The sequence below is a fragment of the Anaeromicrobium sp. genome, from assembly GCF_025210435.1.
Taxonomy (GTDB): Bacteria; Bacillota; Clostridia; order Peptostreptococcales; family Thermotaleaceae; genus Anaeromicrobium.
The window spans coordinates 1-25245 of the sequence record NZ_JAOART010000138.1 but is presented as its reverse complement, the minus strand read 5'-3'; the positions used below and the strand labels follow the sequence as shown (position 1 = coordinate 25245).

At 30.2% G+C, this 25245-nt stretch carries 22 protein-coding genes and 2 pseudogenes; 15 read left to right on the top strand and 9 right to left on the bottom strand.

Going from position 1 to position 25245, the window contains the following annotated elements:
- Positions 1-212: 212 nt before the first annotated feature.
- Both bioD and bioA read left to right on the top strand, forming a co-directional pair.
- Positions 213-902: a dethiobiotin synthase gene (gene bioD, locus N4A57_RS16865; RefSeq protein ID WP_293659233.1), complete on the top strand. Its 690-nt coding sequence runs from the start codon at positions 213-215 to the stop codon at positions 900-902.
- 20 nt (positions 903-922) lie between these two features.
- A complete protein-coding gene (gene bioA / locus N4A57_RS16860; RefSeq protein WP_293659232.1) occupies positions 923-2281 on the top strand; it encodes an adenosylmethionine--8-amino-7-oxononanoate transaminase in 1359 nt (452 codons plus the stop codon).
- A 67-nt stretch (positions 2282-2348) separates the two neighbouring features.
- Here the strand turns inward: bioA and N4A57_RS16855 are convergent, their stop codons facing one another.
- The 3 genes from N4A57_RS16855 to N4A57_RS16845 are packed head-to-tail and all read right to left on the bottom strand — an operon-like array spanning position 2349 to position 4758.
- Positions 2349-3053: an ABC transporter ATP-binding protein gene (locus N4A57_RS16855; protein ID WP_293659231.1), complete on the bottom strand. Its 705-nt coding sequence runs from the start codon at positions 3051-3053 to the stop codon at positions 2349-2351.
- Complete coding sequence (locus N4A57_RS16850; protein WP_293659230.1) at positions 3054-3803, bottom strand: ABC transporter permease; 750 nt, start codon at positions 3801-3803, stop codon at positions 3054-3056.
- The gene (locus tag N4A57_RS16845; protein ID WP_293659229.1) at positions 3784-4758 is read right to left on the bottom strand and encodes an ABC transporter substrate-binding protein; all 975 of its coding nucleotides are present in this window, start codon (positions 4756-4758) and stop codon (positions 3784-3786) included. Before N4A57_RS16845 ends, N4A57_RS16850 begins: the two co-directional genes overlap by 20 nt.
- A gap of 236 nt (positions 4759-4994) precedes the next feature.
- Here N4A57_RS16845 and N4A57_RS16840 point away from each other — a divergent pair, with 236 nt between their 5' ends.
- From N4A57_RS16840 to N4A57_RS16825, 4 genes are all read left to right on the top strand, one after another.
- Entirely contained in the window at positions 4995-5873 is an 879-nt protein-coding gene (locus tag N4A57_RS16840) for a DegV family protein (RefSeq protein WP_293659228.1), read from the top strand.
- A 340-nt stretch (positions 5874-6213) separates the two neighbouring features.
- Complete coding sequence (locus tag N4A57_RS16835; protein ID WP_293659227.1) at positions 6214-8307, top strand: type I restriction-modification system subunit M; 2094 nt, start codon at positions 6214-6216, stop codon at positions 8305-8307.
- The gene (locus N4A57_RS16830; RefSeq protein ID WP_293659225.1) at positions 8307-9581 is read left to right on the top strand and encodes a restriction endonuclease subunit S; all 1275 of its coding nucleotides are present in this window, start codon (positions 8307-8309) and stop codon (positions 9579-9581) included. The genes N4A57_RS16835 and N4A57_RS16830 overlap by 1 nt, the downstream gene beginning before the upstream one ends.
- Before the next feature lie 2 nt (positions 9582-9583).
- Positions 9584-12595, top strand: a complete 3012-nt coding sequence (locus N4A57_RS16825; protein WP_293659224.1) for a type I restriction endonuclease subunit R — start codon at positions 9584-9586, stop codon at positions 12593-12595.
- A gap of 110 nt (positions 12596-12705) precedes the next feature.
- On the opposite strand, the gene N4A57_RS16820 is transcribed toward N4A57_RS16825, so the two are convergent.
- Positions 12706-13911 (bottom strand): MFS transporter, encoded by a 1206-nt coding sequence (locus tag N4A57_RS16820; protein ID WP_293659223.1) that lies wholly within the window; start codon positions 13909-13911, stop codon positions 12706-12708.
- Between the two features lie 361 nt (positions 13912-14272).
- Positions 14273-14797: a hypothetical protein gene (locus tag N4A57_RS16815; protein ID WP_293659222.1), complete on the bottom strand. Its 525-nt coding sequence runs from the start codon at positions 14795-14797 to the stop codon at positions 14273-14275.
- A 162-nt stretch (positions 14798-14959) separates the two neighbouring features.
- On the opposite strand from N4A57_RS16815, the gene N4A57_RS16810 reads away from it, so the two are divergent.
- The 8 genes and pseudogenes from N4A57_RS16810 (at position 14960) to coaBC (ending at position 21598) form a co-directional block, all read left to right on the top strand.
- Positions 14960-15904 (top strand): Rpn family recombination-promoting nuclease/putative transposase, encoded by a 945-nt coding sequence (locus tag N4A57_RS16810; RefSeq protein WP_293659220.1) that lies wholly within the window; start codon positions 14960-14962, stop codon positions 15902-15904.
- A 321-nt stretch (positions 15905-16225) separates the two neighbouring features.
- Positions 16226-16483 (top strand): hypothetical protein, encoded by a 258-nt coding sequence (locus N4A57_RS16805; RefSeq protein ID WP_293659219.1) that lies wholly within the window; start codon positions 16226-16228, stop codon positions 16481-16483.
- 291 nt (positions 16484-16774) lie between these two features.
- Positions 16775-16945: pseudogene (locus tag N4A57_RS16795) on the top strand (peptide-methionine (S)-S-oxide reductase); the annotation flags it as partial.
- A 205-nt stretch (positions 16946-17150) separates the two neighbouring features.
- On the top strand, positions 17151-18398 hold the full coding sequence (locus N4A57_RS16790; RefSeq protein ID WP_293659218.1) for an RNA-guided endonuclease InsQ/TnpB family protein: 1248 nt from the start codon (positions 17151-17153) through the stop codon (positions 18396-18398).
- A 73-nt stretch (positions 18399-18471) separates the two neighbouring features.
- Positions 18472-18600, top strand: a pseudogene (locus N4A57_RS18545) (hypothetical protein); the annotation flags it as partial.
- Between the two features lie 268 nt (positions 18601-18868).
- Positions 18869-19456 (top strand): ECF transporter S component, encoded by a 588-nt coding sequence (locus N4A57_RS16785; protein ID WP_293659216.1) that lies wholly within the window; start codon positions 18869-18871, stop codon positions 19454-19456.
- Positions 19457-19518: 62 nt separating this feature from the next.
- Complete coding sequence (locus N4A57_RS16780) at positions 19519-20286, top strand: type III pantothenate kinase (protein ID WP_293659215.1); 768 nt, start codon at positions 19519-19521, stop codon at positions 20284-20286.
- Positions 20287-20398: 112 nt separating this feature from the next.
- Entirely contained in the window at positions 20399-21598 is a 1200-nt protein-coding gene (gene coaBC / locus N4A57_RS16775) for a bifunctional phosphopantothenoylcysteine decarboxylase/phosphopantothenate--cysteine ligase CoaBC (RefSeq protein ID WP_293659214.1), read from the top strand.
- 171 nt (positions 21599-21769) lie between these two features.
- On the opposite strand, the gene N4A57_RS16770 is transcribed toward coaBC, so the two are convergent.
- Positions 21770-23383, bottom strand: coding sequence for a sensor domain-containing diguanylate cyclase (locus N4A57_RS16770; protein WP_293659213.1), 1614 nt, complete (start codon positions 23381-23383; stop codon positions 21770-21772).
- A gap of 229 nt (positions 23384-23612) precedes the next feature.
- On the opposite strand from N4A57_RS16770, the gene N4A57_RS16765 reads away from it, so the two are divergent.
- Positions 23613-23990 carry a RidA family protein gene (locus N4A57_RS16765; protein WP_293659212.1) on the top strand — a complete coding sequence of 126 codons (378 nt, stop codon included), beginning with the start codon at positions 23613-23615 and terminating at the stop codon, positions 23988-23990.
- A gap of 38 nt (positions 23991-24028) precedes the next feature.
- Here N4A57_RS16765 and N4A57_RS16760 read toward each other — a convergent pair whose 3' ends face one another.
- The 3 genes from N4A57_RS16760 to N4A57_RS16750 are packed head-to-tail and all read right to left on the bottom strand — an operon-like array spanning position 24029 to position 25053.
- Entirely contained in the window at positions 24029-24601 is a 573-nt protein-coding gene (locus N4A57_RS16760) for a manganese catalase family protein (protein ID WP_293659211.1), read from the bottom strand.
- Between the two features lie 18 nt (positions 24602-24619).
- On the bottom strand, positions 24620-24874 hold the full coding sequence (locus N4A57_RS16755) for a spore coat protein CotJB (protein ID WP_293659210.1): 255 nt from the start codon (positions 24872-24874) through the stop codon (positions 24620-24622).
- An 11-nt stretch (positions 24875-24885) separates the two neighbouring features.
- Positions 24886-25053 (bottom strand): spore coat associated protein CotJA, encoded by a 168-nt coding sequence (locus tag N4A57_RS16750; protein WP_293659209.1) that lies wholly within the window; start codon positions 25051-25053, stop codon positions 24886-24888.
- Between the last annotated feature and the right edge of the window lie 192 nt (positions 25054-25245).

Sequence of the window (25245 nt, the reverse complement as noted above, 5' to 3'; positions counted from 1 at the left end):
TTTCTTTAAATGGTAATCAATTGGTTACCTATAGTTGTTATGATTTATTTTGTTATGTTATATTATTCCAGTAAAAAACAAGCTGAAATCTATGCTAAATTTAACTGAATTACATAATAATTACTGGAATTATATTTCCAGATTTGTTGTGATTGTTTGTACAAATTTTACGTAACTAATAAAAAGAAAAAGGTTAACGAAAGAGGTGTGAAATGGGTAAAGGAGTTTTTGTAGTAGGTACGGATACGGATGTGGGTAAGACCTTTGTAACGGCAGGGTTAGTGTACAAGCTTAAGGAAATGGGAGTGGATGCCTGTGTATTTAAGCCTGTATTAAGTGGTGGAGTGGTTGAAAATGATAAGTTGATTCCAGGAGATGTGTCCTTTGTAAAGGATGTGGCAGGCTTAGATGAAGAGTATGACAATATGAATTCATATTGTTTTAAAGACCCTGTATCTCCCCATATGGCAGCTATGAGGAGTAATGTCCATATAGATAGAAAAAAGATAATAAATGACTATAATAAGCTTTCAAAAAAGTATGAATATGTGGTAGTAGAAGGGGCTGGAGGTGTGGTAGTTCCCATAGTAAGAAATGAATACTACATATATGATATGGTAAAAGACTTAGGTTTAGATGTTATAGTAGTTACTCGTGCTGGTGTGGGTACTATTAACCATACAGTTCTTACAATAGAATTTTTAAGAAGTAAGAATATTAATATTAAAGGAATTGTAGTAAATGGATACACTGGATCTTATTATGAAGATGATAATATAGAAATAATTAAAGATATAACTGGAGAAAAAATATTAGGAGTAGTTAATAGGATTGAAAATAGTGAATCCATAGAAGAAATAAGAAATGAGTTTAATAAATTTAATATGGAGTGTATGTATTAGAAACTAAGGGGGCTTTTAAGATGAATAAGGTAGAAGAACTTCAGAAAAAAGATTTACAATACATATGGCATCCCTGTTCTCAGATGAAGGACTATGAAGAATTGCCACCTATAATAGTGAAAAAGGGTGATGGTGTATTTATAGAAGATATAGAGGGAAAGAGGTACTTAGATGCTGTGTCTTCCTGGTGGGTAAATTTATTTGGTCACTCTAATAAAAGGATAAATGATGCCCTATATAAACAGGCGAATCAATTGGAACATGTGATATTTGCAAACTTTTCCCATGAACCGGCCATAGAATTATGTGAGAGGTTGATGAAATTAGTTCCTAAGGGATTGGGAAAGGTATTTTTTGCAGATAATGGGTCTTCATCTATAGAAGTGGCCTTAAAAATAAGTTTCCAATACCATTATCAAACGGGGAAAGAAAAGAAGAAAAAGTTTGTGGCATTGACAGATGCATACCATGGAGAAACTATAGGTGCCCTATCCATGGGTGGATGTGATAGATATAGTCAGATATTTAAGCCTCTACTATTAGATGTGAAAAGGGTATATAGCCCAGATTGCTATAGATGTAAATACGAAAAATGTAGAGATAATTGTGATGCAGAATGTTTTGAACACATGGAAGAGACTATTAAGGAAAATCATGAAGAAATTAGTGCCGTAATAATAGAGCCTATGGTACAAGGGGCTGGTGGAATAAAAATATATTCTCCAAAGTATCTTAAGAAATTAAGACATTTATGTGATGAATATGATATAAACCTAATAGCAGATGAGATTGCCATGGGTATGGGTCGTACTGGTAAAATGTTTGCCTGTGAGCATGCTGGTATAACGCCAGATTTAATGACCGTATCAAAGGGCATAACAGCAGGGTACTTACCCCTAGCACTGACTATTATGACAGATAAAATATATGATGCTTTTTATGATGATTATAGGGCAGGAAGATCTTTTATTCACAGTCATAGTTATTCAGGAAATGCCCTAGCTTGTAGTGTGGCCCTAGAGACTCTGAAAATATTTGAAGAAGATAAGGTCCTCCAAAAAAATGAAGAAAAATCTAAGGTCCTTAGACGAATTGCTGAAGAAAAGTTGCTAGATATACCACAAGTAGGCGAATATCGTCAAATAGGAATGGTAGGAGCAGTGGAATTAGTAAAGGATAAGGAAAGTAAAGAAAGATTTCCTTGGGATGAGAGAGTCGGATATGAAATATATAAGATAGCCCTAAAAAAGGGAGTATTAATAAGACCTATGGGAGATGTGGTATATTTCATGCCTCCATATGTGATTAATGAAGAGGAAATAGAATTCATGATAGATGTGGCTAGGGAATCCATACTAGAATATTTTGAGAATAGATAAAAATTAAAATATATTTAGGCATATGATTCCTTACAGATGTTGTTGAATATATAAGGAATCATATGTATTATAATTTTGAAGAAATATATTCTTTTAAATCTATGAAATACTCATCATTTAGATTACGATTTTTCTTTTCCTCAAATATGTTTATTTCTTCTATTATCTCAACAGGAGAATTATTTAGTATATATATGTGGTCACTTAAAAGTAAGGATTCATCAATGTGATGGGTCACATATATGATGGTTTTGGGTTTGTTTTCATATAATTTTATGAATGAATTTATTATGTCATGTTTTAAATTAATATCTAAGCCTTTAAAGGGTTCATCCATCAAAAGTATATTAGAAGGGTATGAAAAAGCACGAGCTATGGATACCCTTTGTTTCATACCACCACTTAAGTTTTCTGGATAATAGTCTTTAAATTCTTGTAAATTTACTAATTCTAAATGGGAGTTAATAATTGTACTCCTTTTTTTTTGTTCAAATTGTCCCTTTAAAACAAAATCTATATTATCGTATACACTGAGCCAAGGTATTAAACGGGGTTCTTGAAATATATAAGAAATATTTTTAAAATCAAGACCTTCCATATGGCCTGAATCATAGGGAGAAAGACCTGCTATTATATTTATTAAAGTAGTTTTCCCACAACCAGAGGGGCCTAGAAGTGTATTGATCTTATTTTTTTCAAATTTTATATTAAAGTTCTTATAAACTTTTAGGTCATGGTAGGATTTATTTAAATTTTTAATCCAAATAGACAATTAAATTCTTCCTTTCATTTTAATACTAATAATATATTTGAAAAAATGTTCAAATAGGAAGCTAAGGATTATAACAATTAATGTCCAAGCAAATAAGCTTTCCGTTTCCAAATATATTTTAGAGTCATAAAGATGAGCTCCTATGGAATGGGTTGGTTGGCTTAGTACTTCAGCTGCTACGGCTACCTTCCAACCTAAGCCAAGGGCCGTTAGGGAACCGGATACTATATAAGGTAGAATAGAGGGTAAATATATATGTTTTAATATGTTATATTTACTAACCTTATATATTTTTGCCATGTCCACTAATAATTTATCCGTATTCTTTATTCCCTCAACTACATTAGTCCATATGATGGGAAAACACATTAAGAAGGTTATAATAACAGGTACTACACCTGATTTGAACCAACTCAAAAATATTATTATTATGGATATTACGGGAGTAGATTTTATGCATATGACTAAAGGATTTAATAAATTATATATGTATTTATTAAAGGAACTAAATAATCCTATTATTATTCCTAGGGTAAAGGATACAAAAAAACCTGCAAAGACCCTAAGTAATGTATAGGATATGGACATGAAAAACCCCTTAGTTTGAACTATATTAAATAGGGCTTTTATAGTATTAATAGGAGTAGGGAGGTAAACCTCCCTATTTAGTAATGAAGCTATTATTTGCCATATTATTATCCAAAATAATATGGGGAAGAATTTCTTCAATCTAATAATAAAAATTCTCATCTGGAATTTTTCCTCCAACAGATTTAGGGTTAAAATTCATTAAAAGTTCATAAAATTTATCTAACATATCCTTTGAATCCTTAGAGTTCATGTAAACTAGATTACACTTTGGTATGGCCAATTCTGCCATTTTAGCAGAAGGTAGTATTTGGAATTTTTCTATTAATTTAGAAGCTTCTATCACGTTTTCGTTAGTCCACTTTATGGAATCCTCATATTCCTTTAAAAACTTTTCTACTACTTGAGGATGATTTTTGGCAAACTCTTTACGTATTACTATACACCCCATAGGTATATGACTATCTTTTCCCTCTATATTTCTAAACTTCTCTTGAACATCTAGGGCAACCTTCAAGTTTTTATTTTTCATAGTCACCATAGTTACAAAGGGCTCAGGAAGCAAACTTAAATCACTATCTCCAGAAATGAGCTGTTTAGCCAAATTTCCGTGTTCCATAATGTAATTTATATTTTTATTTTCAATGTGGTTTTTATCTAATATGTAATTAAATATGAAATCTGGTACAGAACCCTTTGAACTTATTCCAATTTTTTTACCATCTAAATCATCTATAGATTTTATGTCATCACGACTTGTAATCACATATAAGACACCAAGGGTATTTACAGCTCCCAATTGGTAAGCACCCTTTGTTTTATTATACATAATAGAAGCCAAATTAGTTGGTAGAGCGGCTATATCTATTTCCTTATTCAATAGTTTACTTTTTAATAAATCTGGTGCTGATTCTATGGAATAATTCACTTCCACATTCTCTCCAAAACTTGGTTTATCTTCTAAAAGCTTTACCATTCCCATGCCAGTAGGTCCCTTTAAAGAGGCCACATTAATGTTAATTTTTTCTTTTACTACTTTTGGTTTCACTTCCTTAGAACATGCAGTAAAAGAGAATGTAACTAATAAAGTCAATATTAAACTAATTATTTTTTTCAAAACAATCCCTCCCTCTACTTAATTTTACCACTAAAATTATTAAATCATAGTGGGTATTATAAAATTAAAGACAGAGAAACGATCCATAAAAAATAAATTAGTCTATTAAATTTCTACATATTTCTCTCTTTTTTGTTGAAACTAGTCTATTGTCATATATAATTAAGATAAGTTAAAGATTGTTATGAAGGTATAAATAAAAAGGCATTTAGCATAAATTTGAAAGGAAGATATACATGAGTATAAAGCTGATAATAGATAGTACCTGCGATTTACCTGAGGAAATAATAAAAAAGTATGATTTGGATATGCTACCATTAAGAGTATATATTGATGGAAAGGAATATTTAGATAAGGTAAATATAACACTAGAGGAACTATATGAACTTATGAGGGCAGGCCATCACCCTAAGACATCTCAAGTTAATCCAAGTAATATGAAAGAGGTCTTTGAAAAGCACGCCAAGGAAGGGAATGAATGTATTTATTTAACCATATCCAGTGAATTATCAGGAACCTATCAAACGGCCCTACTGGTGGCTAAGGATCTAAAGGAAGAATATCCAGATTTCAAACTAAAAATAGTAGATTCTAAAGCTGGTTCAACGGGTATTGGTCTTATGGCCTATGAAACTTTAAAACAAATAGATGATAAAAGAGATTTTCATGAAATTGTAGAGAGTTTAGAATTTCAAACAAATAATATTGAACATATATTTACTGTAGATAGTTTAAGTGCTTTATATAGATGTGGAAGACTTAGCAAAAGTGCTGCCCTATTGGGAGATATGTTTAAAATAAAAGTAATATTATCCTTAAAAGAAGGAGCAGTAGAACCTTTAGACAAGGTTAGGGGAAACAAAAAGGCCCTAAAAACTATGGTTGATATAGTAGAAGAGCGAATCGGAGATTTTAAGGACCAATTAATAGGAATAAGCCATGCAGAAGACTTAGAAGGGGCTCTTAAATTAAAAGAGATGCTAACGGAGAGATTAGGCATAAAAGATTATATGATAAATTTAATAGGAAGTTCCTTTGGAAGTAATCTAGGAATAGGAACAAGGGGAATATTCTTTTTGAATAAAAAGCCAAAGGATTATATACCATTAGTGTAATGAAAAACTTTATTGAATAGCTTTTAGTGTGAACTAAGGGCTATTTTTTTGAATGATAAAAAATGTTATTGACCCTACTCCTATAGTTATACATAATAATTGTATTTACTACAATAAATTTATTATAATATAAGCAGTGTAGAAATCTCATATAAATCATTGAAAATTGTTAGTATTTAAAAAAATATGGCATAAGATACAGTATTGGAGAGTTAAATACATACACAGAGGTTGAAATAAATGAAAACCAAATGGAATTTGAGTGTATATCATACTGAAGCTTATAAAAAAATGGAAAGGATTCAATAATGACTTAAATTTCAATACTAGGAGGAGTTAGATGAAGAACTTTAATGATAAAGTGAATTTTATATGGAAAATAGCAGAACTATTAAGAGGTCCATATAAGCCAGAAAAATATGGTGATGTTATATTACCAATGGCAGTATTAAGACGTTTTGATTGTTTGCTTGAAAATACAAAGGAATCTGTAATTGAGAAAGCTAAAACCACAGATATTGAAATGATATTAAATAAAATTGCTGGACATAATTTCTCAAATAAATCTGAATATGATTTTAATAAATTATTAGATGATCCAGATAACATAAGAGCTAACTTGGAAAGTTATATACGAGGATTTTCAGCTAATATTAGAGAAATAGTTGAGAATTTTGAATTTGATAAAGAAATTAAAAAGCTAGATGATAATAACCTTTTATTCCTAGTTATAAAAGAATTTAATAATATAGACCTTCATCCAGAAGTAGTTTCTAATCAAGAGATGGGATATGTATTTGAAGAATTAATCAGAAGATTTTCAGAAAATGCAGAAGCTGGTGATCACTATACACCTAGAGAAGTTATAGAGCTTATGGTTAATCTGATATTCAATGGAGTGGAAGAAGATTTAACAAAGGAAGGAAGTATATTTACAGTAGGAGATTTTGCCTGTGGTACTGGAGGTATGTTATCTGTTGCAACAGATTATATTAAGAAATTAAATCCTAGTGCACAGGTAGAAGTTTTTGGACAAGAGCTTAATCCACAATCCTATGCTATTTGTCGCTCAGATATTCTGATTAAAGGCCAACAAGAAAAAAATATTGTATTTGGTAATTCATTTACAGCAGATGGTCATAAAAATCAAAAGGTTAGATTTGCCCTTATGAATCCGCCTTTTGGTGTTGATTGGAAGAAATATAAAGAAGATGATATTTTTAGAAATGAAATAGAAAAATTAGGTTTTGATGGTCGTTTTGGTGCAGGAACACCAAGAACATCAGACGGTTCTCTATTATTTTTACAACATATGTTATCTAAAATGATGGACGATGAAAAGGGTTCTAGAATGGCAATTATCTTTAATGGTTCACCACTCTTTACAGGGGATGCAGGTTCAGGTGAATCTGAAATTAGAAGATGGGTAATTGAAAATGACCTATTAGAGGGAATAATAGCTTTACCTACAGATCTTTTTTACAATACAGGTATTTCAACCTATATTTGGATTTTAACTAACAGAAAGAATGAAAATGTATTAAATGGACCCGTTAGAAAAGGAAAAATTCAATTAGTTAATGCTTCAAGCTTTTATCATAAAATGAGAAAGTCTTTAGGATCTAAGAGAAATGAAATTAGTGAAGCTGATATTAAAAAAATCAGCCGTATATATGGTGAGTTTAAAGAAAATGAACATTGTAAGATATTTCATAATAAAAAATTTGCATATTTAAAGGTTACTATTGAAAGACCATTAAGATTAAATTTCCAGATAAGTGAAGAAAGAATTGAAAACCTATATTCAGAATCAGCGTTTTCAAAACTCTATGATGAGGACAAAACACAGGAACTTGAACTTAAAAAAGAAAAACAATCTATTAAGAAAAAGGAATTAACAGACCTTGAAAAGCAGTATAAGGGAAAGGAAGTACAAGAAAAAATTATAAGTTTACTAAAAGAAAATATAAGTGATGAAATAATTAAAAATAGAGAAGAATTTGATAAAAACTTAAAAAATATATTAAAGGACTTAAAACTTACTAATGGATTATATAAGGCAATTCTTATGGGCCTTTCAGAGAGAGATGAAACAGCTGATTATTGTATGAAGGGTAAAAAGAAAGAAGCAGATACTTCATTAAGAGATACAGAAACAATTCCACTATGTATAGATGTAAAAGAGTTTCATGTGGAAACTAAAAAACATATAGAGAAAGAAAAAGAAAATATTCTTAGTTATGTAGAAAGGGAAGTAAAACCTCATATTAATGAGTTTTGGATTGATCATACAAAGAGTAAGATTGGCTATGAAATACCATTTACAAGATATTTTTATAAGTATGAAGAATTAAGACCTTTTAAAGATATTATGTTTGAGATAGAGGAGTTAGAGAAAGAGATTCAATCACAGATAAGGAAGGTGATTGGATAATGGATGAGATTAAATATAGAAGTGAAGAGGAAATGAAGGATAGTGGCATTGAATGGTTAGGAAAGATCCCTAAGGAGTGGAAAAGTGGAAGGGTTCAACATTTTTTCATAACAAGGAGTGAAAAAGTTAGTGATAAAGTGTATGAACCATTATCAGTGACTAAAAGTGGAATTTTAAAACAGCTTAAAACTGTTGCTAAGACAGATAATGGTGATAATAGAAAAAAAGTTTTAAAAGATGATTTTGTTATAAATAGTAGAGCAGATAGAAAAGGTTCTTGTGGAATATCACCTTATGATGGATCAGTTTCTTTAATATGTCATGTTTTAAAACCATTAAATAAATTTGAACCATCTTATGTTAATTATTTATTCAGAAATTACTACTTTTCAGAAGAATTTTATCGATGGGGAACTGGGATTGTTGATGATTTATGGTCTACAAATATAGACAGAATGAGGAAAATACTTATTCCTATTTTAGAATTAATGGAGCAGCAAAAAATAGCCAACTTCCTAGACATGAAAACAGCTCAGTTTGACTCTATTATCTCAAAAAAAGAGGAATTAATAAAAAAGCTTGAAGAAGCTAAAAAAAGTCTTATATCAGAAGTGGTTACTGGTAAAGTAAAAATTCATGGGGACAAGTTAGTTAAACGAGATTCCTCGGAAATGAAAGATAGCGGTGTAGAATGGTTAGGGATGATACCCAAGGATTGGCAAGTTAAGAAAATTAAGCACATAGCTACAATGAGAAGTGGAAATATAATAACTAATGAATCCATTAAAGAAGAAGGTGAGTTCCCTGTATATGGTGGGAACGGGCTTAGAGGATATACTCATTCATTTACACATAAAGGGGATTATGTTTTAATAGGTAGGCAAGGAGCATTGTGTGGAAATGTCAATTATGCTCATGGAATGTTTTGGGCTTCTGAACATGCTGTAGTAGTTAGTATAACTTCAAAGACAAATTACATTTGGTTAGGTGAATTACTGAAAAGTATGAATTTGAACCAATATTCTATCTCGGCTGCACAACCTGGATTATCGGTAGGAATGATAAGCAATTTATATATACCATATCCAGAAAATTATGTACAAGAAAATATAGCTATTTTCTTCAATAATAAGACTAAAGAATATGCAAAAACAATAGATATGGTAAAAAGGCAGATAGAAAAACTCAAAGAAGCCAAACAATCCCTTATTTCAGAAGCAGTAACAGGGAAAATTGACCTTAGAGATTGGGAACCAATTGAGGAAGGGGAATAAGAATGATTACAGGGGGAACACCACAAATACTAAAGGAAAAATCATTTCAATCATTGATAAAAGAACACTTAATTAATGAAAATAACTATATCCAATCCTTTAACTCTGGATATGATAAAGAGATTGCCATTGATGTGGAGCAATTATTCTCTTTTCTTGAAAATACCCAAGAAAAATCAATGAATAGGTTAAAGGAAATATATAAAACTAATTATCGTTCAAAGGTACTAAATAACCTTAATAGACAACTTAGTACAAGAGGATCTATTGACGTTTTAAAACATGGTATTAAAGATTATGGAGTGAAAATTAAATTAGCTTACCCTAAGCCACCAACTAACTTAAACCCTGACCAATATATTCTATATAAACAAAATATTTTGTCAGTCACAGAAGAATTAGTTTATGATTCAAAAAAAGATGACCGTATTGATTTAGTAATATTTCTTAATGGGATTCCTATAATTACAATGGAGCTTAAAAACGCTTTTACAGGACAAAGTTACAAAAATGCCATTACTCAGTACAAAGAAGACCGTAGTAATAAAGATCAATTATTTAGATTTAAAGAAAGAGCTATTGTTAATTTTTCTATAGATACAGATGAAGCATATATGACCACTAAGTTGAATGGAGAAAATACAGTATTTTTACCATTTAATAAGGGCGTTAATCTTGGTGCAGGGAATCCTTCAATAAAGGGGAAGTTGAAGACTCATTATATATGGGAAGAAGTTTTAAGAAAAGACTCTATACTAGAGATAATACATAAATTCACTTATGTTCAGAGAAAAGAAGAAGAACTTGAAAATGGAGATGAAATTATAAAAGAAAATGTTATTTTCCCAAGATACCATCAATTAGATGTGGTAAGAGATGTACTCTCTCATGTTAAGAAGAATGGTTCAGGGAATAAATATCTTATTCAACATTCGGCAGGTTCAGGAAAGACTAATTCTATTACATGGCTTGCTCATAGATTGGCCTCATTACATGATATTCATAATAAAGTTATATTTAATGGTGTAATTGTTGTTACAGATAGAAAGGTTTTAGACCAACAGCTCCAAGATTCTATTTATCAATTAGAACATAAGATTGGGCTTGTGGCAAAGATTCATGGAGACTCATCCCAATTAGCATTAGAGCTTGAAAAGGGTACCAAGATAATTATTAGCACTATTCAAAAGTTCCCCTTTATATTAGATAAAATATCAGGAACTGAAGGTAAAAAATATGCCATAATCATTGATGAAGCCCATTCATCCACATCAGGAAAAAATATCATGGCTCTTAAAGAATCTTTAACACAAGAAGAAGCACTAGAGGCTGCAAGTAAAGAAGAAGTAGAAGAATTAGATGCTGAAGATAAAATCAATATGCAGTTAGAAAAGTTTGTAGATAATGATAATGTGAGTTTCTTTGCTTTTACAGCAACTCCAAAGGGAACTACATTAAAACTATTTGGTATACCTGTAGATATTGAGAGTCTAAATGCAAGAGAAAAGTATAGACCATTTCATATATATAGTATGAAGCAAGCTATTGAAGAAGGATTTATTTTAGATGTATTAAATAATTATATGACTTATAAGATGTATTATAATGTGAATAAAAAAATTGAAGAAGACCCTTCCTTTGATAAAAGTAAAGCTACTAAATCTATTGCAAAATATGTAAGTTTACATCCTCATAATATTTCTCAGAAGACAGAAATTATTATAGAACATTTTAAAAATCATATTATGAAAAAAATCGGTGGTAAGGCAAAGGCCATGGTGGTAACTGCTTCAAGGCTTCATGCTGTAAGATATAAGATTGCTTTTGATAAGTATATTAAAAGGATGGGTTATGAAGATCTAAAAACTTTAGTGGCTTTTTCTGGTAAGGTAAAGGACAATGAAGTTGAATATAAAGAAACTTCAATGAATGAAGGGGTGTCAGAAACAAGATTACCAAAGGCCTTTGAAAAGGATGAATCAAGGATATTGATTGTAGCGAATAAGTATCAGACAGGTTTTGATCAACCCAAACTGCATACTATGTATGTAGATAAGAAATTATCAGGTGTAAGGGCTGTTCAAACTTTATCTAGATTAAATAGAATTTATCCTGGGAAGGAAGATACCTTTGTTTTAGACTTTGTAAATGAACCAGAGGAAATTTTATCTGCCTTTAAGCCATTTTACAAAATTACTACACTAAATAATGATATTGATCCTAATGAAATCTATACTACTGAAAGAACTATTTATGATAAACAGGTAATAAATAGAGAGGATGTTATTCTTTTTACTGAAATTTATTTTAAAGATAAACATTCAAAATCAGATATTAGTACCATGAATCATCTAGTAGATAATTCATTAAATCGTATGGAAGATTTTTCTAGGGAAGAAATTCTAGAGTTTAAGACTATTATTACTAAATTTATTAACTTATATAATTTGATTATTCAAGTAGCTCCAATCATAGATTCTGATTTGCATAGATTGAGTGTATATCTTAGATTTTTGCTGAAAAAAATTAATGTTGAGAGTACTGGTGGTGTAGATATTACAGATAAAATTCTACTGCAATATTATAAACTTGAGAAAAAAACTGAGGGAAGCATTTATTTAGAACAAGGGGAAGATATAGGTGTTAATATTAAAGTTGCAGGTGGAGGACAAGTATCAGAACCAGAAACTGACTATTTAAGTAATATAATCAATAAATTAAACGACAGATTTGGGACTAATTTTTCAGAATCAGAAAAATTAGCAGTAGAACAAATTAGAAATAATTTAAAGATTAATGAAGAACTAAAATTAAAGGCAGAAAATAATTCTTATGATGACTTTAAGTATGCATTTGAACCATCATTTTTAGATGGTGTAATTGAAGAATATGACAAGAACCAAGAATTTTATGGCAAAATTCTTCAAGATGATAATTTTAGATCAAAGCTGATGGATTTGATTATGCTTGATATCTATGCATCCTTTAAAGAGAAAAAGAATACAAATGTTTAATTAGGCATTTGAAAGAAATAAACTAGTCAGTTCTCTGAGGGATTTGGCTAGTTTGTTTTTTTACATACTTAATGAAAAATTTTATTAAAAAATAAGCTCTTAGTTTAAAACTAAGGGCTATTTTTTACTTTTCTAAGTAAAAAATCTATAAATAAAAAGATTAAAGCTAATAGGGCTAATACCAACCATATAAATATAACTCCATTCCAAGAAAAATTATCTACTATATATCCACTAGCATATATGGCAATGCCCGCTGCAAAATAAGATGAAAAGTCTAAAAGACCAGCCACAGAGGAAGACTTATTATATTTTCCCACACTAAGGGGAATATAGCTAAGTAATATGGAATTTACCCCATATATGGAAGCAGATATGATTCCTAATGTGAGTAGGGTATAGACCATATTTAATGGGATAAATAAAAAGATACTTGTACTCACAAGATTAATACATAATAATATGAACATGGTGAATTTTGGTTTATAGCCTAATTTTTTATTTAAAAAGCCACCTAAAGTAATACCTATAAAATTCATAAAGGGCAATAATAGAATATACTTAGTAGCAGAACCTAGACTAAGTTTTTTAGTTTCCATTAGTAACAAGGGGCCCCAAAGGCCTATGGATTCCTTTATGATTCCTTGGCAAAAGGCACATGGAATTATGAAATATAGTCTTTTCTTTTTTAGAACGTATTTTAATGTATAATCTTTATTTTTTTCCTTTTCAATCCTGTGATTTTTTTTAGGATTATTTCTTATTAACATATACCATATGAATGAATATATGGATAAAACCACACCAGGAATGAAAAAACCATAAGACCAGCCATATTTTTTTACTACAAAACCTATAAATCCCCAACCTAATAAATATCCTCCCACAGTAGATGTGGATATTCCTATGGATAGACCATTTCTTTCTTCTTTAGAAAACCATTTAGATAATATTTTTACTAAGGGTCCCCAGATCATAGATAAAAAATAACCATTTAGAGCCCACAAGATTATCATAATGTAGAAGTTTTTAGAAAAGGAAAAACATATATTTATTAATCCAGAGCATAATATACCTATAGTAATAAATATTCTACTAGACAGTTTATCACCTAAATAGCCGTTTATTAATTGTCCTATCCCATATAGCCAGAAAAAAGAAGTACCTATTAATCCTAAAGTAGATTTACTCCAATGGAAGGTCTTTTGAAGGTCTGGTAGGGCTATGGATAAATTCAATCTTCCAAAATATATTAGGGCATAAGTTGTCCAACATAAAATAAATATTCTTATTTTCCAATGTCTATTAGTGTCCATGAAAAAATCTCCTTATGTATACTAAGTTCCATATTAGTGTGCTATTTTCTTTTATTGAATATACAAAGATAATATAAGGAATGACAAATTTAAGGAGCCACTAAAATAGTCGCTCCCCTTTATAGATTCCGCATTTATAAACTAGCTTTATGTGAGCCTACTTCAGGAAAATATATTGAAAATCTTTTCCATTGAAGTCCCTGTCACATGCTAGAGTGTGAATCTTAGTAGATAGGTTCATGATTCATGTTCAAGTATCATAGGATGTTGTGACGTTCCACAATTCCAAAAATTTTCAATATATTTACCTTCGTAGGCAAGTTACTGCATAAAGAAAGCCTAGTGTTATGAAATTTATAATTTAAAAACTCAATACAAACTTTGGTTTATGCTTAAAATTAATAGAACTATGGAAGGTGGCTAGGCTATCTCCTTCTTTAGACAATAATCCTAACAATAGGATATCTTCCATGATTTTGTAAGGTGGAATAGGGATGTTTATAATACCTTCTTCTTCTATGGAAAAGTCAGCTATTTTCCTATAGGATATGGGTTGGGTATTCCATGTAATACTCTTAAAATCCATAGGATCTTCTATTACAATTAATTCTCCATGGAAGGTGGGCTTTCTAAAGTAGTTACAGTATAAGGATAAATAACCATTAGAAATGGTAAGACCTTTAAAATTTTTAGTATTAAATTTAATGTAAGAATTATAGTAAGGTTTAATAAATGTGCTTTTATTAACTTCCCCTGCCCTTAATAAAAGGGGATTATATATAGTACTATTAGGATGAGAACTATCTATGGAAGCACTTTCTACTCCATATAAAGTAGATAAAGTCAGTATAAAGTCTTCTGAATATTTTTGTAAATGATCGTACATTATATCACCTATTTATTTTTTATATTTTGCCTTTTCTATATAATATAAGACAAGTAAAGTTTTTGTGATTAGGTTAGGAGGAGCCTCTAAAGTTTTTTCATTAATGGATAGAATAAAAAAATTATACTATGATATAATTTAAATAGGAAGATGGTGAAATATATGAACAATAGTATTAATAATGAACATGATTTAGGCTATAAAAGTATACTTTCTAATAAGAAGAATTTTGTAGAATTTTTAAGAGGCTTTGTAAATAAACAGTGGGTAGATTTAATAAAAGAGGAAGATTTAATTTTAATAGATAAAGAGTTTATATTAGAAGATTTTAAAGAAGAAGAGGCAGATATAATATATAAGGTAAATTTAGATGGAAATGAAATAATATTTTATGTATTACTAGAATTACAATCGAAAGTGGATTTTAGAATGCCTATACGACTATTTATGTATATGGCAGAGATATGGAGAGATGAACTTAAAAATACTGATGAAAAAATCAAAAAAAGAAAAGACTATAAACTACCAGCCATAGTACCGATGGTATTATATAATGGAAAAAATAATTGGACTGCTGCAAGATCTTTTAAGGAAAAAATAAGTGGTGGTGAGTTATTTGGTGATAATATAGTAGATTTTAAATATTTGTTATTTGATGTAAATAGAATGGAAAAAGATAAATTATTAGAAATAGCAAATATAATTAGTGCAGTATTTTTAATAGACCAGCATATAGAATATGAAGAGATAGTAACGCGATTAGAATTAATAGGTAGGATAATTAGAAAAAATGCCACTAAAGAGCAGCTACAAGTATTTAGAAATTGGATAGTAAATATATTTAAAGATAGATTTAGAAAAAACAAAGATAGTAATATGGCTAGGTTGTTGATGGAGATATCAGAAAAGGAGGGAGAAGATATGGTAAGCAACTTAGGTAGAAAAATAGAGGAAGAACTTAAAATTAGAGAAGAAAAAGGTAGAGAAGAAGGGTTAGAAAAAACAGCACAAAGGTTATTACTTATGGGAATGGATATACGATTTGTTGTTGAAGCAACAGGATTAGATAAAGATAAGATAGAAAAAATAAAAGAAAGATTAAATTAAAAAAACGGGAAAAAAACTGCTGATGATTAAAATCAGCAGTTTTTTGCTTTTTTCATCTTATTCTACCAATTTCTTTGAAATATGATTAGCATAAGTATAATAATTTTTCGCCAGACGGTGGCTAGTAATTTCATGAAAAATTCTTAGTGTAATAGCTATGGAGTAATTACAATAACCTACAAAATTAATTAAGGTATATGAAAGAAATAAACTAGTCAGTTCTCTGAGGAATTCGGATTATTTTCAATGCATGGTAAGCGAGCATATTGAACATATGTAAGCGATTCTATAACGAAGAAAATAATTCAAATAACCAGTGAAATGACTAATTTATTTTTTCAATATGCTGATACCAATAGTGAAACCTTTGTATTTGTTAATATGAAATTAAAAGAAGAAAATGGTAATATCATTGTTGAATTAACTAGCAATGCATTAGACGGCTCATTATTTAATATATCTGTAATGAATCAAAGTTCTAACCCTTCAATAGAAACAAAGTTCTATGATGAATACTTAAATATAGAAAATGGAAAAATATTATTAACCATCGATAAACAAAATAATTCAATATATTAAGGTTTAAGTTAAGGTTTTGTGTAGACGGTAAATTATATCTAATAATGGATAATTAGGTAGATAACTATTTATGCAAAACTTTTCTATTATGATAATAAAAGAGTTAGCTTAAAGTTATTAATGTGAAATTTGAAATAATAGAATCTACCAGAATAAATATAGATTATACAGAAGAATATAAAGATAAACTATGGAGATTTTATATAAAAGATGATAAATACATATCAAAGAAAGGGAGATGATCATATGATTAAAATTGCAACACTAGGTATGGGATGATTTTGGACACCAGCTGCCAAGTTTGGCATATTGGAAGGTATTAAGAAGACAAGGGTAGGTTATGCTGGAGGAACTACTTTAAACCCTACTTATGGAAATATTGGAGATCATACGGAAACTATTGAAAATTTTTGGAACCCTGGAACGTCACAACATCCTATGCTACTTGGGTATGAGTCATGAACCTATCTACAAAGATTCACACTTTTGCTTGTGACAAGGACTTGGGTGGAAAAAAATTTCAATATTTTCCTGAAGTAGGCTCACATAAAGTAAGTTTATAAATAAGAAATCTATTGTCACTTGCGTAGCAAAATGTATTTTACTGTATAGCGATATTTTTAGTAAAATGTGCTATGATAAACATATAGAAAGGTGGTGACATTCTATGTATCTATGTATAAAACAACAAGTAAAGCATTTAACTAAAGAACAATATTTAGATTTAAAAGAGTTGTGTCATATTGCTAAAAACATGTATAACGTTGGTTTGTATAATGTTCGTCAATATTACTTTGAACAAAAAGAGTATTTAAGCTATGAAAATAACTATAGACTATCCAAAGAAAATGAGAATTATAAACTACTTAATAGCAACATGGCTCAACAAATACTTAAAAAAGTAGACGGTTCTTTTAAATCGTTCTTTAATCTAATAAAACTTGCTAAAAAAGGTAAATATGATTTTAGTTCTATAAAGCTACCTAAATACCTAAAAGAAGATGGATATTTCCCACTAATAATAGGTTTTGTTCGTACTAATGGAAATAAATTGACCATTCCATATTCAAGAGAATATAAAAAAACACATAATCCAATTACTATAACAATTCCACCACAGTTAGTAGACAAGAAAATCAAGGAAATTCGCATCATTCCTAAAAATAAAGCTAGGTTCTTTGAAATTCAATATACTTATGAAGTAAAAGAAGAACAAAGAAATTTAGACCAAACAAAAGCACTAGCAATAGATTTAGGATTAAATAATCTTGCTACTTGTGTTACGAACCTAGGAAAAAGTTTCATTATTGATGGTAGAAAACTAAAATCAATTAATCAATGTTACAATAAACAGAATGCTAAATTGCAATCAATTAAAGATAAACAAGGCATCAAAGGTATAACTAAAAGACAATATAATCTTGCTAATAATAGAAATAACAAAGTAAATGACTATATTAACAAGACTTGTAGGCATATTATTAATTATTGCTTAGGTAATCATATTGGAAATCTTGTTATTGGCTATGCCGAAACACTTCAAAAAAATATTAATTTAGGTCGTAAAAACAATCAAAACTTTGTTAATATTCCAATAGGCAACATCAAAGAAAAACTTGAATATCTTTGTAATCTATATGGTATCAATTTTGTAAAACAAGAAGAAAGCTACACTTCAAAATCAAGCTTTTTCGATAATGATAATATACCTAAATACAATGCTGATAATCCAATTGACTATAAGTTTAGTGGTAGACGTATAAAACGTGGATTGTATAAAACTAAAACAGGATATACCTTCAATGCAGATGTTAATGGTGCTTTGAACATATTAAAAAAAAGTAATGTTGTGGACTTAAATGTCCTATACAGTAGGGGCAAAGTGGACACGCCTAAAAGAATAAGGATAGCCTAGACTATCAATCTTCTTTTGAAGCCCCCACTTCAACGAAGTAAGTGGGGTGTAGTTCACTAATAGTGAAAAAGCAACTAAGTTAAATGGATATTGTGGTGGATATGGTACAATGGAAGATTTGAAAAGAGATAATAAAAAATGGAATATGAGTGAAGAAGCTATAAAATGGTTAAAAAAAATAATAGATAATTATAATAGGTAAAAGATTCTTGTTAATTGAAAAACTCCTTTATGTGAGCCTAGGAATGAAAATATATTTTCATTCCTAGGTAAGTTACTTTATAGGGGATTTAAATTCATAAATATATAGTACTAGACACATTGAAATTGAATACATGTACACGAAAAAATTACCTTTATAAATTATATAAAAATCATATTGATTTTTATATATGTTCTGTATATAATTAAATGGCATCATGAAAAATACGTCTTGTATCTTTGAGAACGAGAACGGAGGAGAAGAATCAATGGAAGTTTTAAACAAAAAAAGAGTATCATCAAAGAAATTGACACTAACTGCAATGATGGTTGCTATTACAGTACTTTTGGATTACACCATAGGGGTAATACCGTTGCCAATGGTAGCCATAACAATAGTTCATTTACCAACGGTCATAGCAGGTATAGTAATGGGCCCAGTAATAGGGGCTGTAGTTGGATTTTGTATGGGAGCTGCCGGTGTAATACGCTCAATTACGAGGCCATCGAGTCCACTATCTATTTTATTTATAAACCCAATAATTTCTATTGGACCAAGGATATTTATTGGGGTCATGTCATACTATGGATATGAATTTGTAAAGAAATTATTTAAGGAAAAAAATGAAAATGTAAGTGTATTTATAGGAGCTGCAATTGGAAGCTTAACTAATACGGTGGGAGTATTAGGTATGTTATATCTAGTATATGCTGAGAGGATAGAGCAAATACTACAAGGAAAGACTGCAAAGGCTTTCGTAATAACAGTGGCATCAACTAACGGCATTGCTGAGGCCATAGCTGCTGGAATTATATGTACTCCTATAGTGTTAGCTGTTAAAAAAATATATAAATAGTCATAGGATGGGACGAGTAGGTGTTATTACTATTCGTCCCTTTATTAAGGGAGATGGAACATATGATTTTAGTGGTAGACGTAGGAAATACTAATGTAGTCCTAGGAGCATTTAAAGGACAAGAATTGATTGGCAGTTGGAGATTAACTACTGGAACAAAGAGAACATCTGATGAATTTGGTATATTATTACATTCGCTTATAGAAAATAGGGGACTAAAAACTGAGGATGTAAAAGAAGTAATAGTATCTTCTGTAGTTCCAAATATAATGTATTCCATGATAAATGGAATTAAAAAATATTTTCATATAGAACCTATCATAGTAGGACCTGGAATTAAGACGGGAATAAATATTAAAACAGAAAACCCTAAAGAGGTAGGGGCAGACCGTATTGTAAACTGTGCAGGAGCATACTATACCTATGGAGGTCCTGCCATAGTAATAGATTTTGGTACAGCCACCACATATGATGTGGTTACAGAAAAGGGAGAGTTCATAACAGGAATAATATCACCAGGTATTAAAATTTCTGCAGATGCCCTATGGAGTAGAGCAGCAAAGCTTCCTAATATAGAAATTAAGAAGCCTGACAGTATCATGGCTAAAAATACTATAACAAGTATGCAGGCTGGATTAGTATATGGATATATAGGTCAAGTAGAATATATAGTAAATAAAGTTAAAGAAGAGATGAATAATCCTAATGTTAAGGTAATAGCAACAGGTGGCCTTGCTAAAATAATTGAAGAGGAAACTGATGTGATAGATGTAAATGATCCACTTCTTACATTAAATGGACTTAGGATAATATATGAAAGAAATCTATAGGTAAATGGAGACAGCTATTAGGTTGTCTCTTTCTATTATATGTTCTAATATATAATTATCATGTGATTTAAAAATAATATTAGTTAGATAATAGTATAAAGAGGTGTAGAATATGAAAAATATAGTTTTAGGAGTAACTGGTGGAATTGCAGTATATAAGGCTTGTGATATAGTAAGTAGATTAAAGAAAAAGGGATATAATGTGGATGTTATTATGACTAAGTCTGCCACAGAGTTTGTAACTCCCCTTACCTTTAGATCTTTATCTCAAAATTATGTGGTAACAGATATGTTTCATGAGCCTAAGTCTTGGGATATAGAGCATATTGCCCTTGCTAAAAAGGCTGACTTATTTTTATTGGCACCGGCAACTGCAAATATAATAGGTAAGATGGCTAATGGTATAGCTGATGACATGCTTAGTACTACAATTATGGCCACAAGGGCTAAAATATTAATAGCACCTGCCATGAATACAAATATGTATGAAAATGTGGTTGTACAGGAGAATATGGAAAAATTAAAGAGATTAGGATATGACTTTGTAGATCCAGCAGAGGGTAGATTGGCTTGTGGAGACTTAGGAAAGGGTAAATTGGCAGATCCAGAAGTAATAGTTAATGAAGCTATAAAATTGTTAGAAGAAAAGCAGGATTTAAAGGGTAAAAACATATTGATTACGGCAGGACCCACAAGGGAACCTATAGACCCGGTTAGATATATAACTAATCATTCATCGGGGAAAATGGGATATGCTATAGCACAGAGAGCTGCTAAAAGGGGAGCAAATGTGGTTTTAATATCAGGGCCTACAAATTTGGACAAACCAAAGGGCGTAGAGTTCATATCCATAGAAACGGCAGATCATATGTATAAGGAGGTTACGAGTAGATTTAATTGGGCTAACATAATAATTAAATCTGCTGCTGTGGCAGATTATAGACCTAAAGATGTGAGTCATAGAAAAATCAAAAAAAGTAATGATGAATTGGCTATAGCCTTAGAGCGAAATCATGATATTTTAAAAGAACTAGGTAGATTGAATAGGGATAATAATAAGATTTTAATAGGTTTTGCAGCAGAAACTAACGATTTAGTAGATAATGCAAAATCAAAGCTCAATAAGAAAAATGTAGATATGATTGTTGCCAATGATTTGACTAAAAAGGGTGCAGGATTTGAAAAGGATACAAATATAGTTACTATTTTAGAAAAAAATGGTAAAATTACTGAGTACGGAGAAATGAAAAAGATTCATTTAGCAGATATTATATTAGATAAGGGTATAGAAATTAGTGAGGGACGGTTATAACCGTCCCCTTTATAAGGCATATTCAAAAAATAAATTAGCCATTTTACTGGTTATTTGAATTGTTTTCTTCGTTATGGAATCCCTTACATATCTTTAATATGCTCGCTCACCATGCCTTGAAAATAATCCAAATCCCTCACAAAATTGACTAGTTTATTTTTTTCATATACCTTATATTATTTTTTTGTAATTTTTTTTGTCTAAATACATTCTTCTATCAGCTTCTTCTAAAAAATGATCTAAGGTACTAAATATTCTACTATCATATTGACAAATTCCTGCGCTAATGGAAAAGGCATAGTCTTTTGTAGCTCTTCTAGTATATTGACTAAGTTTTATTTTAACCTTAGTAATAATTTCTTTAGCTTGGCTTTCATTACAATTAGTCAATATTATTAGAAATTCATCTCCACCTAATCTACAAAAGGTATCTGTAGATCTGATACTTTCTTTAATTATGGTACATATTTTACAGATTAAAAAATCTCCTTCTTTATGACCATAGATATCATTAACAATTTTTAAATTATTTAAATCTATATAAGCAATAGATAGGTCTTTATTAGTCTCATCTAAATTAGATATATGCTTTTCTAATAAGTCCAATCCAGCCCGTCTATTATACAATCCCGTAAGAATATCCGTATGAGCATCCCTTTTTAATTGATTTTTACATAACTTGTTATTAAAATCTATGTAGGCTAGTACTACGGATAAAACAAATATAAGGACTATTATTAAACCACTCCAGCGACCTAGGGTGTTTAAAACAAACTCCCTTATTTGTGATACGGAATAAGAATCTAAATAGGATACTAGAATCCATGAATAATTTGAATTATATACTATAGGATTATATTCATTAGAGAAATTACACCTATTATTCAATTTATAATAGCCATAAGTAGGGGATACCGTATCAAAGGTAAATATTCCATTTTTATCCTTGTATACTCCAGATTTGTTTTGGATTATAGCGTTCCATGGATGGGGATAGGTTGATTTAAAAGAAATATGTTCTTTACCTTTCACCAAAAAGGTCCAATTATTACTAGTATTATTACCCATAAGCCAATATCCATCATTATTTAGAAGCATTAATTCAGGAGTTAAAAATTTGTATATATTTCGATTATATCTTACATGAATTTTATCTATGAGATATTTACCAAAATAGTTAATAATTAATGTGCCACGTTTATTCCCCATATGATCATAAAGGGGAGTTGAAAATCGTATAGTGGGTTTATATGGTAATTCAAGTTTACCATTTTCACGATTTAAATCTAATTGTGAAATATAGAGTTCTCCTTTTTCTAACTTCATAGTTTCCTTAAAATAATATCGATCCTTCTTATTTTGCAAATCTTCCTTTGGTATGACTTGAGGCAAACTATCTTCATAAACCACCTTCACCACTTCATTTCCATCCACATCTAATATGCGAATTTGGTTATAAATTTTTTTAGAGTTAGAAAAAGTATAGAGTTGATTAATGAAACTATCTAGTTCAGATTCATTTCCATAGTTCATATAGTTTTGTAATTGTTTGTTTGCATATAAGTATTTTAAATCTCCAATTATATTTTCAAATTCATTATTTATAGTATTTTTTACAATTTCACAATGGATTTTTTGGTTATGTATTATTAAATCCTTTGTGTATTTAAAACCTATTAAATATACTTCATAGCAGATAACTGAAGTTGCTAGGCTTAAAATAATAAAATATTTTAGAATATTTTTATATAAAATTTTATTTGAGTTTTTCAAATAGAGTTCCATAAAACCTCCTGTTTTAACATACGATACAATATGTAACAGTATTCTACATTAGTTATAAAAAATCCTTTTAATAATTGTACTATTTGTATATATCAATAGGAAAAAATCCTTAAATTTTAGGATTTAAGTTAAAGGAACATGTATAAATACGCATGAAAATTATTGAATATATTAACATTTAATTGTGATATACTAAAATTGTATTTATATGAAGGAGGCTGAAGAGAAGATGAAAGAAGCTGTAAGTACAAATAAAGCACCAGGGGCTATTGGACCTTATTCTCAAGGGGTTAAGTTTGGGAATATGATTATCACTTCTGGGCAATTACCTATTAATCCAGAAACTGGACAAATGCCAGAGACAATTAAGGAACAAACTAGACAATCCCTAGAGAATGTTAAAGCCATATTAGAAGAAGCAGGTACTTCTATGGATAAGGTTGTTAAGACTACTGTATTTTTAAATGACATGAATGATTTTGCTCAAATGAACGAAGTATATGGAGAGTTTTTTAGTGGTACATATCCATCAAGGAGTGCTGTGGAAGTTGCAAGAGTTCCTAAGGACGCATTAGTTGAAATTGAGGCAATTGCATTGGTAGAATAATTAAAGGTGGCTAAAATTAGCCACCCTTTTAATTTACTTTAAAAGAACTTTTTACTATCCTGAAATTCTTGAACTATTCTAAGGGTTTCTCCAAATCTTTGAAAGTGAACTACTTCCCTTTCTCTTAAAAATCCTAAGGCCTCATTTACTCCTGGATCATCACTTATTTTTATAATGGATTCATAAGTGGCACGAGCCTTTTGCTCTGCTGCCATATCCTCATGTAAGTTGGCAATAGGATCTTCCTTAGCCTGAATAAAGGTAGCTGTCCAAGGAACTCCAGAAGCATCATGGGGAAATGGGTTACGACCATGGGATATGAAATGGGATTCAAAGGGAGTTCCCTTTATTTTTTCAATAGAAGCATTTTTCACTAATTTCCATGCAAGAGTTCCTATTATTTCCCAATGGGCTAATTCTTCTGTTCCTATATCTGTTAATATTCCCTTAGCCTCATTGGTAGGCATGGAATATCTTTGAGTTAAGTACCTTATGCCAGCAGATAATTCACCATCTCCACCGCCAAATTGTTCTAGTATCATGGCGGCTAGTGCTGGGTTGGTGGTATCTACTCTAACTGGATATTGCAATTTTTTTTCGTATACCCACATATAAAAACCTCCTATAATTTAACTAAAATCATAATCCCAAGGCCAAGGCGTTTGTATATATTGCCAAGTATCTTTATTTTCATCTGAAATGCTTAAAGGACCATACATGTCAGTATATTTGTCTCGTAGATTTTTATGTTGTATTGAAACATTATTGTGAATGGCAAGGGCCCTTTTATCATGGGGATGGGTATCTAGATAAAGGCTTATCTCAAGAAGAACAAAGCTCATTTCCATGAGTTTCTTTAACATACTAGATTGTCGTGTATCCATAATAACACCTCCTAGTGACTAGGTAAAAAAGGACTATATAGTTCAGGAAATAGGGTACCTCTCATTAAAGCTTCTTCTGGATGATAGGTTTTATCTAATCTTTGAAAGGGTACATAAGCCCTAGCTAAGACTGGTTTATTCTTTGGTTCTTTCATATAAGGGAATGTATGCTCATGCATAAAAACACCTCCAATTTTATATTTTTATAGATTTCTTGGTTTTAAAATTGCTTTATACAGTAACTTGCCTATAAGGGAAACGATTGAAAATCTTTGGAACCCTGGAACGTCACAACATCCTATGCTACTCCAACATGACACATGAACCTATATACGAAGATTCACACTTTCGCTTGTGACAAGGACTTGGGT